Below are 16995 nucleotides of genomic sequence, written 5' to 3'. Positions count from 1 at the left end.
CTACGGTGGCGCCGGTTTCTGTTGACAACCTACAATACTCTGGTTGAACTGGATATGGATCTGAGGGAAAACCATATTGAACACATCCTCAGAGATATCACCTCCCTAAGCCACCTCTACGACACTTTCAAACAAAATTCAAAACAGGTCCGACGGGCATTTCAGGATCTTTTTCTCAACCGTTACGACACTTTTATCCAAGCGCAGAAGAAGCTCGAAGAGAATAAAGTCACGATCGCCAAACACACCAATAATATGAAAATTGCCGAAGGGACTCTTCTCAAACTCAACGAGATCATGACCAAAACTCCCCCCTCTTCCGAAAATTTCCCCCTCCTCCAGTCCAAAATAAAAAAAGCGCGGACGGTCGCTTCCGATGCGATCCATTACAAACGGATACTCGAAGACGAAAATCTAAAACTGGCCCGATTGATCGAGATGATTATTCAACAGAACGAAAAACCGTTTGCTACCGAATTTATCGGCCGGGCCAAACACTTTGACCACCGTATCATCGCTTTGCTTAACAAAGTCGCCTATGCATTTGATGCTTCTTTATGGGAAAAAGCCCGCCATTCACAACGGATCAACCACTATTTCAAAGAATCCACGATCAAAGGGAAACTCTCAAGCCTCACCTATCTCAAATACTATCTCAAATCCCTCAACATCGAAAAACTTTCCGAAGAGCAACGGAGTCTATTCTCCCTGATCCCCTATCTGGAGAGCCTCCATCGCCGCTCTCTCCTCTATTTTAGTGCCGAGATTGAAAATGCCATGCGGTTTAAAACGGTGGTCGCATCGATCGACAAACATCTCGACGTGGAAACAACCCTTTCGTATGAGAAAGCGGTCGAATCGATTTCGAAAAATCTCCCGAACCTTATTTTTATCGATCAGCAGCTCCCTGAATTGAAAATTCTTCTCAAACGGCTTAAAATAATGGGGGTTATCGAGACGATCGTTTTGGTTCTCGTCGTTAAACAAGCCAGCGAAACGTTTCTCGAACAGGTCAAAAAAATCCACATCAACTACCTCCTCCCGACCGAGGGGAGCAATCTGGCTTTTACCCATACGCTGACCCGTATTCTCGAAGAAACCTAACATCAACTGATTCGGAGGATTTAATGGATACCTATACCCTGTGGCTTGCGACGTTCAGTCTCATCTTTTTGGCCTTTAAACTCATCACCCGAAAACGGAAAAAAGAGGATGAATGCGATTGAAAAGGTTTCGAACAGGATAAAACCTCCTCTAAAGCCCATTTTCCCTACAATACGCCAAACCATACGAGGAATTTTCCTATGCCTTTTTCATCTCTCAAACTCTGTGAACCCATCCTCCACGCACTGGAGGTAAGCGGCTTTACCAAACCGACACCCATCCAGGAAAAGGTGATCCCTCTCGTTTTGGAAGGGCACGACGTGATGGCCAGAGCGCAGACGGGGAGCGGAAAGAGTGCGAGCTTTGTCCTCCCGGTACTACAGATGTGGAGTACAAAAATCACCGAAGGAAAGGGCAAAATCAAAGCCCTCATCCTCACCCCGACCCGCGAACTCACCCTACAGGTGTCAGCAGCATTCGAGAGCTTCGGCGCTTTTTTACCGCGAAAGCCCAGAGTGGTCAGCGTCATCGGCGGAGAGAGCATCGGCGATCAGCTCTATGCGATTCAGCAGGGGTGCGACATCCTCGTAGCCACCTCGGGGCGGTTTCTCGATGTCCTGAGCAAAAAACAGGCGAACCTGTCGCATCTGGAATTTTTCATCCTTGATGAAGCGGACAAGATGCTCGATCTGGGATTTGCCGAAGAGCTCGATCTGATTTTACGCGAGATACCCGCACAGCGCCAAAATCTCCTCTTCTCCGCCACCTATCCCCCCAAAATGGCCGCCATCGCTGCGCGGATTACCCAAAATCCGGTTGAAGTGTCGTTGGATGGCGAAGCGCCGACGGTACAGGCCATCACCCAACGCGTCATCGAAGTCAACCGCGAAAACAGAGGTCCTCTGCTGCGCCATCTGCTGAACACCGAACAATGGGGACAGCTCCTCGTCTTTATGGCCAACAAACGCGCCTCCGACAACATCGCGATGAAATTCAGAAAATACGGCTTTTCGGCCGACTCCTTTCACGGCGACCTCTCTCAGGAAGATCGTAACTACACGTTGGATCAGTTCAAAGCCAAAAAGCTCCGCATCCTCTTCGCCACCGATATCGCCGCGCGGGGGCTGGACATCGAGGGGATCGACTGCGTGATCAACTTCGACCTCCCCCGCTCTAGCGCCGATTACATCCACCGGATCGGACGGACCGCCAGAGCCGGCAAATCGGGAATGGCCATCTCATTCATCGCCCACGAGGATCAGGATCATTTCAGGCTCATCGAAAAACGGTCCCAAATCAAACTGCCGCGAGAGCAGATCGGGGGATTTGAGCTCACGGGGACCCCACCACCGAAAACCAAAGGACCCGAACCGGTCAAAGGGAAAGGGAAAAGCAAAAAAGACAAAGCCCGAGAGCAAGCGGCCAAAGATGCCACGGCAAAAAGGTAAGCGACGATTTAAACCGTCCGACTTAAAACCTATCCGACACGCTCCGTGCGCGTGCTATAATTGCCTTTACCTTATACAAAGCGATATACCATGACATTAACACCCGAAAAAAAAGCGCTGATCCAAGAGGCGACCCTCGTTTACAAAAAAGAGGTGGAGCAGATCAATCGTCTCCTCGATCAAGAAAATAACGAACAACGGCGCGACAATCTATTCTTGCTCCGGGCGGTAGCCAGTATCATCCAAGGGTATAAAATCGGCCTTTTCGATAATGACGAATTGGATGAAGCGTATCTCGATGCAATGGGGCAAGAGGCCCAAAAATATTTTCCCGATATGTACGATCCTGAATTGGTGGACGATATCGCCCTCCTCGACGAAGAGACGAAAAACCGCCTTTTTGATGATCCGATGGAATCGAGAAAAGCCCTTTTGACCGAATTAAACATCACTCTCGATGCATGAAACTACAATGAAAATGAAGCCGATAACCACCGTTCTCTATGCCTTGGTCATTATCACTATTGCGGCCTACGCCGCCTATTTTAAAGGGTGGATATTCGCCAATTTTGATTCCATCACCCCCAAAGAGGCCTACACCCGTTTGCACAACGACCCGAACCTCTTTTTGCTGGATGTCCGCACCCCCGAAGAGTTTGCCCAGGAACACATCGAGGGGGCTACCCTGATCCCGGTACAGGTACTGAGCGAAAACCTCTCGAAGCTCGAACCCCTCAAAGACAAAACCATCATCGTCTATTGCCGCAGCGGAAACCGAAGCGTGAGCGCCTCGCGCATCCTCTCAAACAACGGATTTACCCCTCTCAACGTCACGGGGGGGATAAACGGATGGAAAAGTGAAGGGTTGGGCGTCACCCGCTGATTCTCTTCACAATCGCTCCACAATCTTCTTTTATACTGCCTCTATCCAAAAAGAGAATTCCTCTTCCGAGAGGCTTCTCAAACCCCATGGATACAAGGAGATTCAAATGAAAACGTTACTTGCACTTTTAGGTCTTACCCTTGCGTTGAGCGCTGCCGATGGTGGAGCTTTGTATCAAAAATGCGGCGCCTGCCACGGTGTAAAAGGGGAAAAATCGGCTCTTGGAAAATCAGAAGTGATTGCCGGATGGTCTTCGGATAAAACCCTCGAAGCGCTCAAAGGGTACAAAGCGGGAACCCGCAATACCAAAGGGATGGGAGCAATTATGAAAGGGCAGATGGCCAGCATGAGCGATGCCGATATGAAAGTACTCGCCGATCATATCGCCGCACTCAAATAGAGGGGGGGCCTATTCTCCCGGTCCCGGGTTCCCCCTTTTATCTTTAAAGAGCAAATCCCTCGGGCTCTCTTTGAATTCCCGGACCAGACTTTTTCCCTCGACGAGGAGACTTTTCATCTCCTCTATCGCCTCATTGGAAACATCCAGCGTCGACGACACCCTATTGACCGTATCGGCTTTTTGGATCTCTCGAATCAGCGCGGAACTCTCTATCGCCAGATTCCTGGTTTCATCCAAAACCAGATCCGTTTTTCGGGTCACCTTTGCCACCTCTTTTAGGGTATCGCCGGCATGCTCTTCCACCTCTTTGGCGCCCGTTATCACACCGGAGAGTTCGTGTTGATTTGCTTTGAGCCCTGTGGAGATTTGGGCAACATTCTCCAGAGTCGTCGCCACGTTATCGATGTTTTTATCGCTTGTCAGCCTCTGTGCTCTCTGAAGTGTCTGCGTGAGCTGCGTGAGTATGCTCTGCGCCTGATCGGTCAGCTTCACGACGACGGAGGGTTCGGAACCGATTTCAAGCCGCTCCCCCCTCTTTGCACTGTGCAACGGCTGCGCCCCTTTGCTCCCCCCTTTGATCTCCAGAAACGAAATCCCGGCAATCCCCTGAGAATTCAGCACGATGATACTGTCGGTTTTGACCGGGATTTCTTTCTCTACTTTAAAATTGATCTCGACACGTTCGGGGTTGTCCGGATCGATTCGGAGCTCTTCGACAAATCCGACCTCAATCCCTTTTAATTTTACCGGAGATGACGCTTTGAGCCCCCCAACCGATTCGTAGATATAGGTTTTATAACTCTCGAATCTATCCTCATCCACCCCGTATTTGCCCATCCAAAACGCAAATCCGGCCAGCGACACTATACTGATAATGGCAAACACCCCGACGAGGATAAAATTTGCGTTTCTTTCCATCACGTCACCTTTAAAAAATCTTTCAAAAACGCCACATCACTTTGCAGTGCCTCCCCGTAGCTGCCCTCAAAGCAAATCTTATGGTCGTGAAGGACGATAAAGCGATCCAGCGTACTTTTGATCGTATCCAGATCGTGCGTGACGATGATCACACTGAACCCCAGTATATCTCTCAGTTCCACGATCAGTCTGTCAAACGCTTCGGCACTGGCAGGATCGAGTCCGCTGGTCGGTTCATCCAGAAAAAGGAGCTCGGGATCAAGGGCGAGAGCCCGTGCCAGCCCCACCCTTTTTTTCATCCCGCCGCTGAGTTCGCCGGGGTAGAGAGAGGCGGCCGAAGGGGGGAGCCCCACCATACTGAGCTTTGTCATGGCCATATTGTCGATCAGCTCTTTGGGGAGCCGGGTATATTCGATCAGCGGCAGAGCAATATTTTCCAGTACGCTCAGGGAGGAGAAAAGGGCACCGAACTGAAACAGAACCGCCCATTTTTGGCGCAAGATATCGGCTTTTTTTTCCGTGATACGGTGCAGCGACGTTCCCAAAATCTCAATGGTGCCCGATTGGAATGTCTCCAGCATCAGAAGTTGACGAATCAGGGTCGATTTGCCCGCACCGCTCCCCCCCAGTATCCCGAATATTTCCGACCGGTTGACCTCAAACGAGATCTTGTCGTGAATCAGGCGGTTCCCCAGTTTCGTAACGATGTTCTCCACCTTGATAACAGGATTCATATGCCCAGCTTTGTCAGGGCTATCGCAATGCACGCATCGCAGATGATGACCCAGAAGATGGCACTCACGACACTTTTGGTCGTATAAGCCCCGATACTGTCGGTACTCCCCTTCACCTGAAACCCCCGATAACACCCGACGATGGCGACGATCCCCCCGTAAATCGGTGATTTCGCCAAACCGACATAGAATTCGTTCACCGAAACTTCCAGATACATCCGGTCCATAAATGCATTCGGACTAATCCCCAGATGAAAGGTCGCGACGCCCAAAGCTCCGAGCATTCCCGCCATATCAGCAATGAAAATCAAAAACGGCATCGTCAGGATCAGAGCAAAAACTCTCGGCACGACCAGAAAAATAAACGGGTCAAATCCCATCGTCCGCATCGCATCGATCTCTTCAGTTATTTTCATCGTCCCGATCTGGGCCGTAAACGAGCTGGCGCTTCGTGCCGCGATCAAAATGGCCGTTATCATCGGCGAAAGTTCCCGAAAAACGGACATCACACTCAAATCAACGATAAAAATATCCCCCCCGATTTTGCTCAGATAACCGGCGGATTGATACGCAATGACAACCCCTATCAAAAAGGATAAAATCGCGATAATCGGGATCGCTCCGATCGCGGAGGTATCGACATGCCGTACAAAAGCGGTAAAACGAAATTTCCACGGAGAAACAACTATTTTCGCGACGGCAAAAACCATTGCACCGATAAACGTTAAAAACTCCCCGATCCCTTTAAACCGCTCAACTATCCTCATCCCGATACCCTCGATCGAGAACGTTTTTTGTCGGCGGCTATCCGGTTTGGCATGAAAATTTTTTTCATAAAAATTTAAAAGTCTGGCATCCTCTTCGTTTTGATGGACAAAAAGGAGCGTGCAACGGTTCTGAATCAGTCTGTTTTTGAGCCGGATGATTTCAACGGCGCCCGCAGAATCGATCCGGGTACACTCGCTAAAATCAAAAGTGACCTGAACATCCGAAACCGACGCGATATTTTCCTCCCTGCGATTCGCATCGTCCAACTTCTCTTTGGTCCAATCTCCCCTCACGAAAAGCTTTGCATCCGATCGATTCAAATCGTCCATTTCTACCCGTATCATGGCGAAATTATGCCGATAATTTTTCATTTATCCCGTAACCGAAAAGTAACCTCATCCCCCTATTTTGTTTCCGTCCGGAAATAAAGGGGAAGTAAGATATTGAATCCGAAAATCAAAAGGAGAGATTGATCATGTTTAGTCATGCCCTACACTCTTTTAGAGCAAAAAACAACGATTCCATTCTTTATATTGATATTGAAACGGAAGGGGATAAAAGCTACGAGGTATGTTCCCAGTTTCTGGAAGAGTTTGCCCATGACGACGATGAAGATATCCGTGCACTCAACGACTACATCACCTACGGAAAAGATGGAGAGGGGATCGTCAATCAACGGTTGCTCGGTATCCTCGCAATGCTGTGCACCCGATATACGAAAAGAATCCATTCGGTGAGCAACAACCGAAGCTACTGCAACAGTTCGATCACCGCTTTTGAGCGGGCAGAGAGCTATTTAATGCAGTGATTGCTCAAGAACGGTTTCGGGCCAAAAGCTCGAAAAAACGCTCTTCCCCGATCGGTTTTGAGAAATAGTACCCCTGATAATAGGAACATCCGCGACTTTTGAGATACTCTTCCTGGTAGCTCTCTTCGACCCCTTCGGCGATGACATGAAGGTTCAGCGTCTGCCCCATTGCAATGATTGTATTGATCAGAATGTGTTCGTTATCGCCGTTTTCGGAGATATCGTCTACAAAACTTTTATCGATTTTCAACGAATCGATCGGAAATTTCTGAAGATAGGAGAGCGATGAATACCCTGTCCCAAAATCGTCCATGCAGATATGGACTCCGAGATTTTTGATTTTTTTGAGCACTTCGAGGGTCACTTCAAGATACTGCATCATGACGCTTTCGGTAATTTCGATCGCGAAAAGATTCGGATTGATCCCGTGTTCGCGGATAGCCGTGTCGATATCGGAATACATATTGAGATTTTGAAACTGGCGCGTCGATACGTTACAGGAGATATGGATGTCGTTATAACCGGCCCTCTCCAGACGTCGGATCATCCGCGCCGTTTCGTACAAAATCCATGTCCCCAGTTTTAAAATGAACCCGTTATTTTCGGCGATAGGGATAAAGCTGTTCGGATAAATGAGCCCTTTGGTACAATGATTCCAGCGGATCAGTGCTTCGGCCCCGATGATTTTGCCCGTTGCAATCTCAATTTTGGGCTGAAGATAGAGGAGAAATTCCTCCTCCTCCAGAGCGCGGAACATATCGTTGGCGATTTCAACCTCTTCATGAATTTTACGGTTGAGTTCGCCGGTAAAGAAGCTGAACTGATCGCGCCCCTCGGCTTTGGCTTTGTACATCGCGATATCGGCAAATTTCATCAGTTCATCGATCTCTTTCGAATCGTCCGGATAGACGGAGGCCCCGATACTCACCGACAATCGGAGAAAATGGCCCTGAATAATCCACTCTTTCCGGAATGCCTCAAGAATTTTGATGATGACATTTTCCAGTGCCGTATTCTCTTTGACCTCGTTTAGAATGATGATAAACTCATCCCCGCCGATTCGGGAGACCACATCATTGGCACGGACAATCGATGTCAGTTTTTTGGCAACGGTTTTAAGCAATGCATCTCCGACGACGTGTCCGAGGGTATCGTTGACATTTTTAAAATGGTCCAGATCGAGAAATAAAACGGCAAATTTCTTCTGATTCCGATCGGCATTGGCCAAAATCAGGTTGAGTTTCGAACGGAGGCTCTGGCGATTGGGAAGCCCGGTAAGGGTATCGTGCATCGAGGTGTAGCTGAGCTCTTCGTTCAGCCCCAAAATCTGATTTTCACTCCGGTTCAGTTCCACCCCGTATTCGATCTGAAGCTTGATAATATAGGCGATCACAATCACTTCGACGAGTACAAATACGCCGTGCAGCAAGACGATATCGATACCGCACCCGTAATTGAACACCATGACCGGCATATCAAACAACGACACCTCATACAACTGAAGATAATTAAAGACAAAGTGATGCAGTATCGTCGTCATCGCCGCAACGACAACCGGAACGATATCCTTGTACAACGATAAGATGGCCATCGCGATAAAAACATGAAAATGCATTTCAATTCGGCCGTAATGCTGCTGAATATAGACAACCGAAAAAAGCATCATCGCAATCGCAGCGACGACACGCATCAGCTGCGTCCCTTTATAATAGCGGTATACCCCCAAAGCGCTGAGGGTAATGCTCCCCCCGCTAATGAAACCGTACAGATAGGTATCAAAACTGACGGAGGTGATAAACGTGGCAATCGCCCACTGTACAAGGAGCAGTACCATCATCACTTTGTCTGCCTGGACAAAACTCGCATCAAAATTTTCACGTGCAAATGGCGGAATTTTCGGGAGTGTAAACAAATTCGTCATGGATCGGTTCATTTCATCCCCTTTTGGTATGCGAGAATATCCTCTACAATGGTATCCCTTTTCAGCGGATGGGTCATGTAGATGGTGATCAGTTTCAAATCGCCGTTTTTTTCCGTACGGACGAGGTAGACGTAATCGCTATGGTTGATTTCGCCGGCATCTTGGATACTCTTTGAAAAAAACAGGTTGAAATCGCGATCAATATCCATTAACCGGCGCTGCGTCAAATAGACTCCCCGAAACGCCGGATTAAACGACTGGGCAAATATTCCGGGTTGGTCGGGAGTGACCTCGGGCATCAGATTGACAAAGGTAAATCCGACACTCCCCTTCAACGGTTCAAACGCTTTCGATTGATAAAAATCGCTTAACTGATGCAAAATAGGGGTACATATCTTCGTACATCCGACATAGCCGAAAAAAACGAGTTGCAGCTCTTCTTTTCCCCCCCTCAGGTACTCTGCCTCAATCGGCCGGTTGACTTCGATTTTTCCCTGATTCTGATTCGAAAAAAGGGCCGAAAACAGCAATGGGGCCCCCATCGCAAAAAGAGTCAATACGACCATTGCGAGAACCGCTTTTTTAGAGATCAAGTTTCTGCACCAAACCTATGAGAGTTTTAATCTCCCCCTCCTCATTTGTAATCGGGGAAATCCGATGGACGACGGATTCGACGTTGCCGTCTTGAGCCACTATTTTATGGTGAAATTTTCGGACCGAACAAGTTTCCATCACCTCTTTAATCATGGTGTGAAGCAATGATTTGTCCGCAGGATAAATCGACAGCATCATCGTATCGATATCCCTCACGTCGCCGGTATCCGTTTGGAGTATTTTCCCGAGGCCGTCCGAACAGACGACGCTACCGTCCCCGAGTTCCCACTGCCAGTATCCAAGATGAAAGCTATTTTCCACCGTTTCAAACAGATTCTTCAGTTTTGCCGAGAGGGTTCGAAACTCCGTACAATCGTGTTTATGAAACTCGATTTGACGATTTTTTTCACGAAACAAAAAGAAAGCAAAGACGCTGAAAATCAATAACAGGAGAAATAACACAAACAGCACGTTGATCAGTATATTTTGATAAAGATCAAAAAAACTTTTTTCCGGATAAAGCATCGTTGCGTTTCGCGCGGTATACTCCGAAAGAATCAATCGCGAACGGATTAATGCATTGCGGTCAAACATATAAATATTCGGACTTTTGTCGAGAGAGCGGATATCGCGAAACGGCTCCCCTCGCAAATAGCGGATAGCCAATCCCGCCGCACCGCTCCCCTGCTCCTTTGCGCTGCTTACAAAACCTCCGACCGCACCGCTCCCCACATAGGCATCTTCCATACTCAATAAAACGATATTGGGGAGTTTCAACAAGGTGGCGATCGAATTTTTGATCGCCATATTATCCCCTCTCTCGTCGGTCCATTTTCCGATCGTCGTCAGAATTACAAAGGTTTTTTGCCGACGGGGAAGATGATCGACGATATCCGATATCCGTTCCCCCGATAAAAAATGGAAACGGTATTTCGTAAAATCTTTAATTTTTCGCCGAATCTCCTCTTCAATCGATTGATAGGTGGTGGATGCATCTCCGACAATCCAGATATCCCTCGTTTGCGGCGATAGCTGATGGATTAGATCGATATTGGGGAGAATATCTTTGGTTTCATAAACACCGGTAAATTTCTCCGAATCGAGTCTCCCCTGAAGGTTTAAATTATTGACCCCCGAAAAAACGATCGGAACCTGGGGGAATAACTCGCTGCGGTGGTGCATGAAAAATGTCAAGGCATCGTCGTCGGTCACATAGATGATATCGGGACGATACCCTTTGTATTTTTCCTGAAGATAGCGCAGCATGAAATTCTCGTATACGCCGTCCATTTTAACCCGTTTCGTATCAAGATATTCGGCTGCAAAATTGACGGAGGGAAACGTATTATCGAAAGCAAAGATGAAATTTTGATGCTGAGATTTGGTCCAGGTGTACTCCTGAGAATAGGAGTGAAGAATAAAAACCTGTCTCTTTGCCTGTGCATAAACACCCACCGACGAGAAGGAGATCAGAAGCAATAAAAATAAAATTTTTCTCATTTCACCCTACATAGTAACAGTAACATATTATAACATGTTTTTTGATGATCTTTTGATAAACCGCTCCTCTTCTTGCCAAAGGGCGCGCACAAATAGACTAGAGTTCTTTTTTTACTACAAGATTATGAAGAAGAATCTTATATCCCTGATTTGAATGATTTTCCAAAAAGGGTTGATTCCCCGCTTTTTTCCGGAGATTGCTGATGATGGTGGTCAGGGTATTTCGGTTCATCGCCGTATCTCCCCATACATAATTTTCAATTTCCTCATACGAGACGATTCGATGGCTGTTGTGAATCAGGTAGAGGAGCAGTTTATTCTCTTTCGATGTTAGCGGCACCCGCTTCTTATCGCGAATCAAGACGCTGTTCGACGGTTCAAAAAATATTTGATCCCGCAGAAAATAGGTTATGCTGTTGGATTCGATAATCTCCTTCAATGCCCGCACCATCTCTTCGAACGTAATGGGGAGAAAAAGGGTTCTGCTGTTCTCTCCTATCGGAAGATGCAGAACCGATTCTCGAAATACCTCCTCGGTGAGGATTAAAAAGGGGCATTGAGGATTGATTTTCTGAATTTTACGGACAATCTCCTCACAGAAATGAAAATTCGACACCGTATGGATCATCACCATATTGGGCTCTATCTTTAAATAATCTCCCCATCCATTGTTAAAATCGCTCAGATGAATCCGTTCACACATCAATTCAAAAGGCATGACATGATAATCGTGAGCCACTCCATCTTCGATAATATAAAGCATTTTTATCGATTTTAACGTGCTTTTAAACTCCGTTTCCATTCTCTCTTATCCTCACTTCAAACATTTTCACTGATGATACGCACTTTTCGGGCGAAGCCCGTAAAGTGGCAGGGACAAATTGTCCCCTGCACCCCCCTAAAGCTTCCCGTATCTTTCGGATACGAGAGATTACTAACCTTTGTACAGTTGTTTAGACAAAGTACGAAAGGTAAGATTTTCACATAAAATTCACTTGGTTTCGGCCGTTGTTTTTAGAATAATAGAGAGCCTTGTCTACCCGCTTCAAAATCTTTTCAAAGGTATCTTCCTCTTTCGGAACCGTTATCCCTATACTCACCGTCAGATGGTTAATGTCGTCAAATACAAAAGATTCAACGTACCCCCTTATCTTCTCGGCAAAGACAATCGCATTTTCATACGACAATGAAGGAGAAAGAATCATAAACTCTTCTCCCCCCCACCGGGCAAACAGATCGGTTTTGCGAATACTGCTGTTCATCAATCGGGACAACTCTTTCAGAATTTTATCTCCGGTATCATGACCATAGGTATCATTGATCTCTTTAAAATGGTCGATATCCACCATGATGACGGTAAACGTATTGTTATAGCGCCGGAATTTATCGAGCTCCGCTTCGAGTTCTTCCATAAACTTTTGCCGATTGTATACGCCCGTCAGAGCATCGGTCGTGGCTTGACGATGCAGCTCATTTTCCCATGCAACCTGTTCGGAAATATCTTTTCCTGTCACGACGAAATATTGAACGCTGTTTTTCATATCCCTAATCGGCGTAATGGTTTCAGCTTCGTGATATAGCGTCCCGTCGCGCTTTCGATTTTGAAAAACGCCTCGGTAGGTCTCCCCGGCAAGGATCGTCTTCCAGAGATGACGATAAAAGGCTTTGTCGTGTTTGCCGGATTTAAAGATTCGCGGCGTTTGCCCGATCACTTCGTTGAGAGTGTATCCCGAATGCTTCAGTATCGCTTCATTTGCGAACGTAATCGTACCGTTTCTATCGGTAATACGGACCATATCGTCCGTCTGCTTTACCGCATGCGCCAAAAGGTTCACCTGCTCTTTTGCTTCAGCGATATCGGTAATATCGATAATTGTCCCCGCGCCGGCCCATCCCCCTTTATAGGGAACCGTATGCGCCATGCTACGAACAATTTTGATCTCCCCCTTTTTGGTAACCAGTTCCAAATCATCCGACCGGCTCTCAACCTCTTCTCCCCGGCATCGCTTCAAAACGATTTCTTTCACCCTCTCTTTGGACGATTCATGGGCAAAATCCCAAACATTCATATCATACAGCTCTTCTTGCGTATAGCCGGAAACATCACAAATTGCCTGATTGACATACACAAAACGTTCCTGATAAATAAAGAATCCGACCGTCGTGCTCTCAGCAATAGTCCGAAATTTTGCTTCGCTGTCGATGAGCTCTTGTTCGATCGTTTTACGCTCGGTGATATCCATAATCGCCCCCACACAGCAGACCCCTTCTTCCCTCCTCTCTCGTGCAACAACCGTGTGGTGATCGATCCACCGAATCCTACCGTCTGCCGTAACGATACGGTATACCAGATTAAAGCTCTTGACCCCATTCTCAGTATGCGTTTCAGCTTCACGAACCACCCATTCAGCATCATCAGGATAGATAATATGGAGGTAGTTTTTCTCACCGGATAAAAACTCTTCAGTGGTGTAGCCAAACTGTCTGATCCCTTCCGATAGATAGTCCACACTCCATTGCGTGTCAGTCACCCATGAAAAAAAAACGATCGAAGAGTGGTTGATAAAGGTATCACAAATTTTAAATTTTTTTTTCTGAGGCACTATTTGTTCTCTCCCGCCTATCCTTTGTATGCACTCATGCACTACGGATTACGCTAATTTTTATAAATTACTATTAAATATTATTTTTAAATATCGGGATTTTTACATATTTTTCTCAATATTTTCTCAAAATAATTCCGATAAAGAGAATTCTCCTGTCGAAACTATCGCTATTGTTTATCGTACGATAGATCCCATCCCTATCGGAAAATTTCTTTTATGAAAAAATCCGAACTGACTTTTGCTATAATGATAAATAACTGACCTTACGCACCTTACTTTAGCAAGTACGTAAAGGGAAGTTTTTCTCGCGCATCCGACAGATGCGGGTAGCTTTAGGGGGGTGCAGGGGACAAATTGTCCCCGCCACTTTACGGGCTTTGCCCGAAAAGTGCGTAACATCAGTAAATAATCTAATTAGCGCCATAGCGGCTAGCGTAGTGCTTTGGGCTTTGCTCAAAGCACGTTTAAAAGAGAGTTCTGCAAGAACTCTCATAAAAACGGTGTCTCCGATCATACCAAGAGGCGGAGAAAAAATATCCATTTACCTATCCATTGCTTTAAAAGGTTACTCTAATTCATGACTGCCCTGAATTCTCTAACACAAACGGATCAAATGAAAAACTTGCTTAAAAGCAGTAAGTTTGGAGTACTTGCCAGCTTGCTATTGGGCATGGTACTTATTTTTGGTGAGCGAAACCTCTCCGATCCTAAAACATTGATACTCTGGTTTCTTGCCCTCGTTCTGGTATCATTTCTCCGAATCTCCCTTATCAGCGCCTATCAACGGAGTGCCGACACCACGGTGTCCGATACGCGCCTACGTCTGAGAAATATCCGGATCGGTACCTTTGTATCCGGTACAATATGGGGCGCAATCGGATTTTTATTGTTCTCTTCCAATGATTTTGATCACCTGTTTTTTTTAATTTTTATTTTAGCCGGTCTGACAGCCGGGAATACGGTGTCAAACGGATCCGACCTTCCCAGCAGCATCGGTTTTTCCATTTTGACGTTGTCCCCCATTACGGTTTATTTATTCTTGGACGAAAATACTCTATCCGTTTATATGGGGATGGCACTGCTCCTTTATTTCGTATTCTTAACCGTTATCGGAAAATTCATCCACACAAGTATCCTCCAGAGCAGTATGATGCAACACAAAGCGGAAGCGAGTGAAAAAGAGGCATGGGTCAGCGAGGAACGCTATCGTCTCATCCTTCAACATACGCCGGCGGGAATACTTCATTACAATAAAGAGCTGGTAATCACCTACTGCAACGACCGCTTTGCACAGCTTATGAAAGCCCCGAAAGAGAAGCTGATCGGCCTTGATATGCATACGCTGAAAGATCAACGTATCCTGCCGGTATTAACAGAAGCGATTGAGGGCAAAGAGGGATCATTGGAAACCCCGTACCACTCAACCCTGAGCAATGCCCATTTGTGGATCATTATGTTCTATGCCCCGCTCCGCGACACCGATAATACCATCGAGGGGGGAATTGCCATCATCGAGGATATCACCGAACGAAAAATGGCTGATGTAGAGACCCAAAAGCTTCTGAAAAACCTCAGACAAGCCGAAAAAATTGCTCAAATCGGCAATTGGCATCTGGACTTGCGTTCCAATACTCTGGAATGGTCAGATGAGATTTTTCATATTTTTGAACTGGATAAAGAGAACTTTGAACCCACCTACGATGCATTTCTAACGGTTATCCATCCGGATGACCGAAAAAATGTTGAAAATGCCTATCAAAATTCACTCGTTACCCAACAAAAATACGAAATAGTCCACAGACTTCGGATGAGAGACGGAAGAATCAAGTATGTCAGTGAACAATGCGATACAAAATTCGACCAGACGGATAATAGTCCGCTGTGTTCCTTTGGTACGGTTCAAGATATCACGGAAGCGATGCACTATCAAATCCGCTTGGAAAAAAGTGAAAACACCCTTCTCTTTCTGTTGAAAATGAGCCCGATTGCCGTCAGAATCGCAAAAAGCGAAGGGAGTGAAGTTGTTTTTGCCAATGAAGCCTATTCCCGTTTGACCCAAACCGATATTTCTGCCGTATTAGGCAACAATCCGAAAAATTATTATGCCCGCCATGAAGAATACGATGCAATCCTGAAACAAATCAACGCGAAAGAGATCATCTTCAATCGACTGGTAGAACTCTCCATTAATCATCAGACGATCTGGGTATTGGCTTCGTATATGCCGATAGAGTTTGAAGCAGAACCCTGTGTTTTGGGGTGGTTTTACGATATTACGGAAGAAAAAAATCTGCAAAAAGATTTGGCAGAGCAACGAGACGAATTTAAAACCATTTTCAATACCTCCAAGGACGGCATCGCCATCTTGGATACCGAATCGAATTTTCTCGATTTTAATGATGCGTATATGGAAATGACCGGTTTTTCCCGTGAAGAACTTCTACAAATGAATTGTATTTCGCTGAGCATTCCGCAAGACAGAGAACGTGCAACCGAAATGATGAAAAAAGTTTTGGAACACGGCTTTGTCAAAGGTTTTGAAAAAACCTGCATCGTAAAAGACGGAAAACAGCTCTACATCAACATGACAGCCACTCTCCTGCCCGACAAAAAACGTATTCTGGTCAGTACCAAAGATGTTAGCGCAATGAACCTCCATGCACAGCAGCTCGAATTTTTGGCCCATTACGACGCGCTGACCGGTCTGCCGAACCGTATTCTAGAATCCGATCGCCTGCATCAGGGGATGATCCAAACGCAACGACGCAAAGAGCGGCTGGCCGTCCTTTATCTTGATCTTGACGGGTTTAAACACATCAATGATACCTATGGGCATTCCGTAGGAGACCAATTGCTGATCGCCCTTTCGGCAAGGATGAAACAATCATTGCGGGAAGGGGATACCCTTGCCAGATTAGGCGGAGATGAATTTGTCGCCATTCTCGTAGATTTAAAAGACACCTCCGCCGCAATACCGATCATTCACAGACTCCTTGAAGCGGCAGGAAACCCCATCCGGCTTGAGTCGTTAACGGTTCAGGTATCCGCTAGTATCGGAGTTACCTTTTACCCGCAGGAGCACGAAGTGGACGGAGACCAGCTGATCCGTCAGGCCGATCAGGCAATGTATGAGGCCAAACAATCGGGTAAAAACCGATACTATCTTTTTGATTCGAAAGAAGAGATAACAGGTTAGGCAACGATAGGATTTAAGGTTGGAGAAATGGACACGGGAGTGTCATTAAGAGAGCTAAAAACAAGAAAAGATTAAATTATGCACCGACTGACCCATTAAATAATCTTTTCGGTGA

At 46.4% G+C, this 16995-nt stretch carries 15 protein-coding genes; 7 read left to right on the top strand and 8 right to left on the bottom strand.

The features are described 5' to 3' along the window. The 5 genes from M0P91_RS11060 to M0P91_RS11040 form a co-directional block, all read left to right on the top strand. The coding region (locus M0P91_RS11060) for a hypothetical protein (RefSeq protein ID WP_295067224.1) at window positions 1–1104 on the top strand (1104 nt) is incomplete at its 5' end. A gap of 200 nt (window positions 1105–1304) precedes the next feature. Beyond that, window positions 1305–2552: a DEAD/DEAH box helicase gene (locus tag M0P91_RS11055; protein WP_295067222.1), complete on the top strand. Its 1248-nt coding sequence runs from the start codon at window positions 1305–1307 to the stop codon at window positions 2550–2552. Window positions 2553–2642: 90 nt separating this feature from the next. Beyond that, a complete protein-coding gene (locus tag M0P91_RS11050; RefSeq protein WP_295067219.1) occupies window positions 2643–3017 on the top strand; it encodes a hypothetical protein in 375 nt (124 codons plus the stop codon). Window positions 3018–3030: 13 nt separating this feature from the next. Next, window positions 3031–3435, top strand: a complete 405-nt coding sequence (locus M0P91_RS11045) for a rhodanese-like domain-containing protein (protein WP_295067216.1) — start codon at window positions 3031–3033, stop codon at window positions 3433–3435. A gap of 106 nt (window positions 3436–3541) precedes the next feature. Further along, entirely contained in the window at window positions 3542–3835 is a 294-nt protein-coding gene (locus M0P91_RS11040; RefSeq protein ID WP_295067213.1) for a c-type cytochrome, read from the top strand. Between the two features lie 9 nt (window positions 3836–3844). On the opposite strand, the gene M0P91_RS11035 is transcribed toward M0P91_RS11040, so the two are convergent. From M0P91_RS11035 to M0P91_RS11025, 3 genes are read right to left on the bottom strand one after another with little or no spacing between them, the layout of a single operon-like run. Next, window positions 3845–4753, bottom strand: a complete 909-nt coding sequence (locus M0P91_RS11035; protein WP_295067210.1) for an MlaD family protein — start codon at window positions 4751–4753, stop codon at window positions 3845–3847. Then, complete coding sequence (locus M0P91_RS11030) at window positions 4753–5487, bottom strand: ATP-binding cassette domain-containing protein (RefSeq protein WP_295067207.1); 735 nt, start codon at window positions 5485–5487, stop codon at window positions 4753–4755. Before M0P91_RS11030 ends, M0P91_RS11035 begins: the two co-directional genes overlap by 1 nt. Further along, complete coding sequence (locus tag M0P91_RS11025; protein ID WP_295067203.1) at window positions 5484–6599, bottom strand: ABC transporter permease; 1116 nt, start codon at window positions 6597–6599, stop codon at window positions 5484–5486. Before M0P91_RS11025 ends, M0P91_RS11030 begins: the two co-directional genes overlap by 4 nt. A 131-nt stretch (window positions 6600–6730) precedes the next feature. Between M0P91_RS11025 and M0P91_RS11020 the strand changes: the two genes are divergently transcribed. After that, a complete protein-coding gene (locus M0P91_RS11020; RefSeq protein WP_295067200.1) occupies window positions 6731–7063 on the top strand; it encodes a hypothetical protein in 333 nt (110 codons plus the stop codon). 4 nt (window positions 7064–7067) lie between these two features. Here the strand turns inward: M0P91_RS11020 and M0P91_RS11015 are convergent, their stop codons facing one another. The 5 genes from M0P91_RS11015 to M0P91_RS10995 all read right to left on the bottom strand — a co-directional run bounded on the left by M0P91_RS11015 (window position 7068) and on the right by M0P91_RS10995 (window position 13681). Next, complete coding sequence (locus tag M0P91_RS11015; protein ID WP_295067198.1) at window positions 7068–8996, bottom strand: EAL domain-containing protein; 1929 nt, start codon at window positions 8994–8996, stop codon at window positions 7068–7070. Then, window positions 8993–9550 (bottom strand): SCO family protein, encoded by a 558-nt coding sequence (locus tag M0P91_RS11010; RefSeq protein WP_295067196.1) that lies wholly within the window; start codon window positions 9548–9550, stop codon window positions 8993–8995. The genes M0P91_RS11015 and M0P91_RS11010 overlap by 4 nt, the downstream gene beginning before the upstream one ends. Before the next feature lie 16 nt (window positions 9551–9566). After that, window positions 9567–11078 (bottom strand): ABC transporter substrate binding protein, encoded by a 1512-nt coding sequence (locus tag M0P91_RS11005; protein ID WP_295067193.1) that lies wholly within the window; start codon window positions 11076–11078, stop codon window positions 9567–9569. Between the two features lie 97 nt (window positions 11079–11175). Continuing rightward, window positions 11176–11880, bottom strand: coding sequence for a winged helix-turn-helix domain-containing protein (locus M0P91_RS11000; RefSeq protein ID WP_295067190.1), 705 nt, complete (start codon window positions 11878–11880; stop codon window positions 11176–11178). 178 nt (window positions 11881–12058) lie between these two features. Then, on the bottom strand, window positions 12059–13681 hold the full coding sequence (locus M0P91_RS10995; RefSeq protein ID WP_295067187.1) for a sensor domain-containing diguanylate cyclase: 1623 nt from the start codon (window positions 13679–13681) through the stop codon (window positions 12059–12061). Between the two features lie 673 nt (window positions 13682–14354). Here M0P91_RS10995 and M0P91_RS10990 point away from each other — a divergent pair. Continuing rightward, entirely contained in the window at window positions 14355–16880 is a 2526-nt protein-coding gene (locus M0P91_RS10990; protein WP_295067185.1) for a sensor domain-containing diguanylate cyclase, read from the top strand. Window positions 16881–16995 lie beyond the last annotated feature (115 nt).

It is taken from the genome of Sulfuricurvum sp., assembly GCF_023229695.1.
In the GTDB taxonomy this organism is placed as follows: domain Bacteria; phylum Campylobacterota; class Campylobacteria; order Campylobacterales; family Sulfurimonadaceae; genus Sulfuricurvum.
Note: the sequence above shows the minus strand (reverse complement) of the source record. Positions and strands in the feature narration are given on the sequence as shown.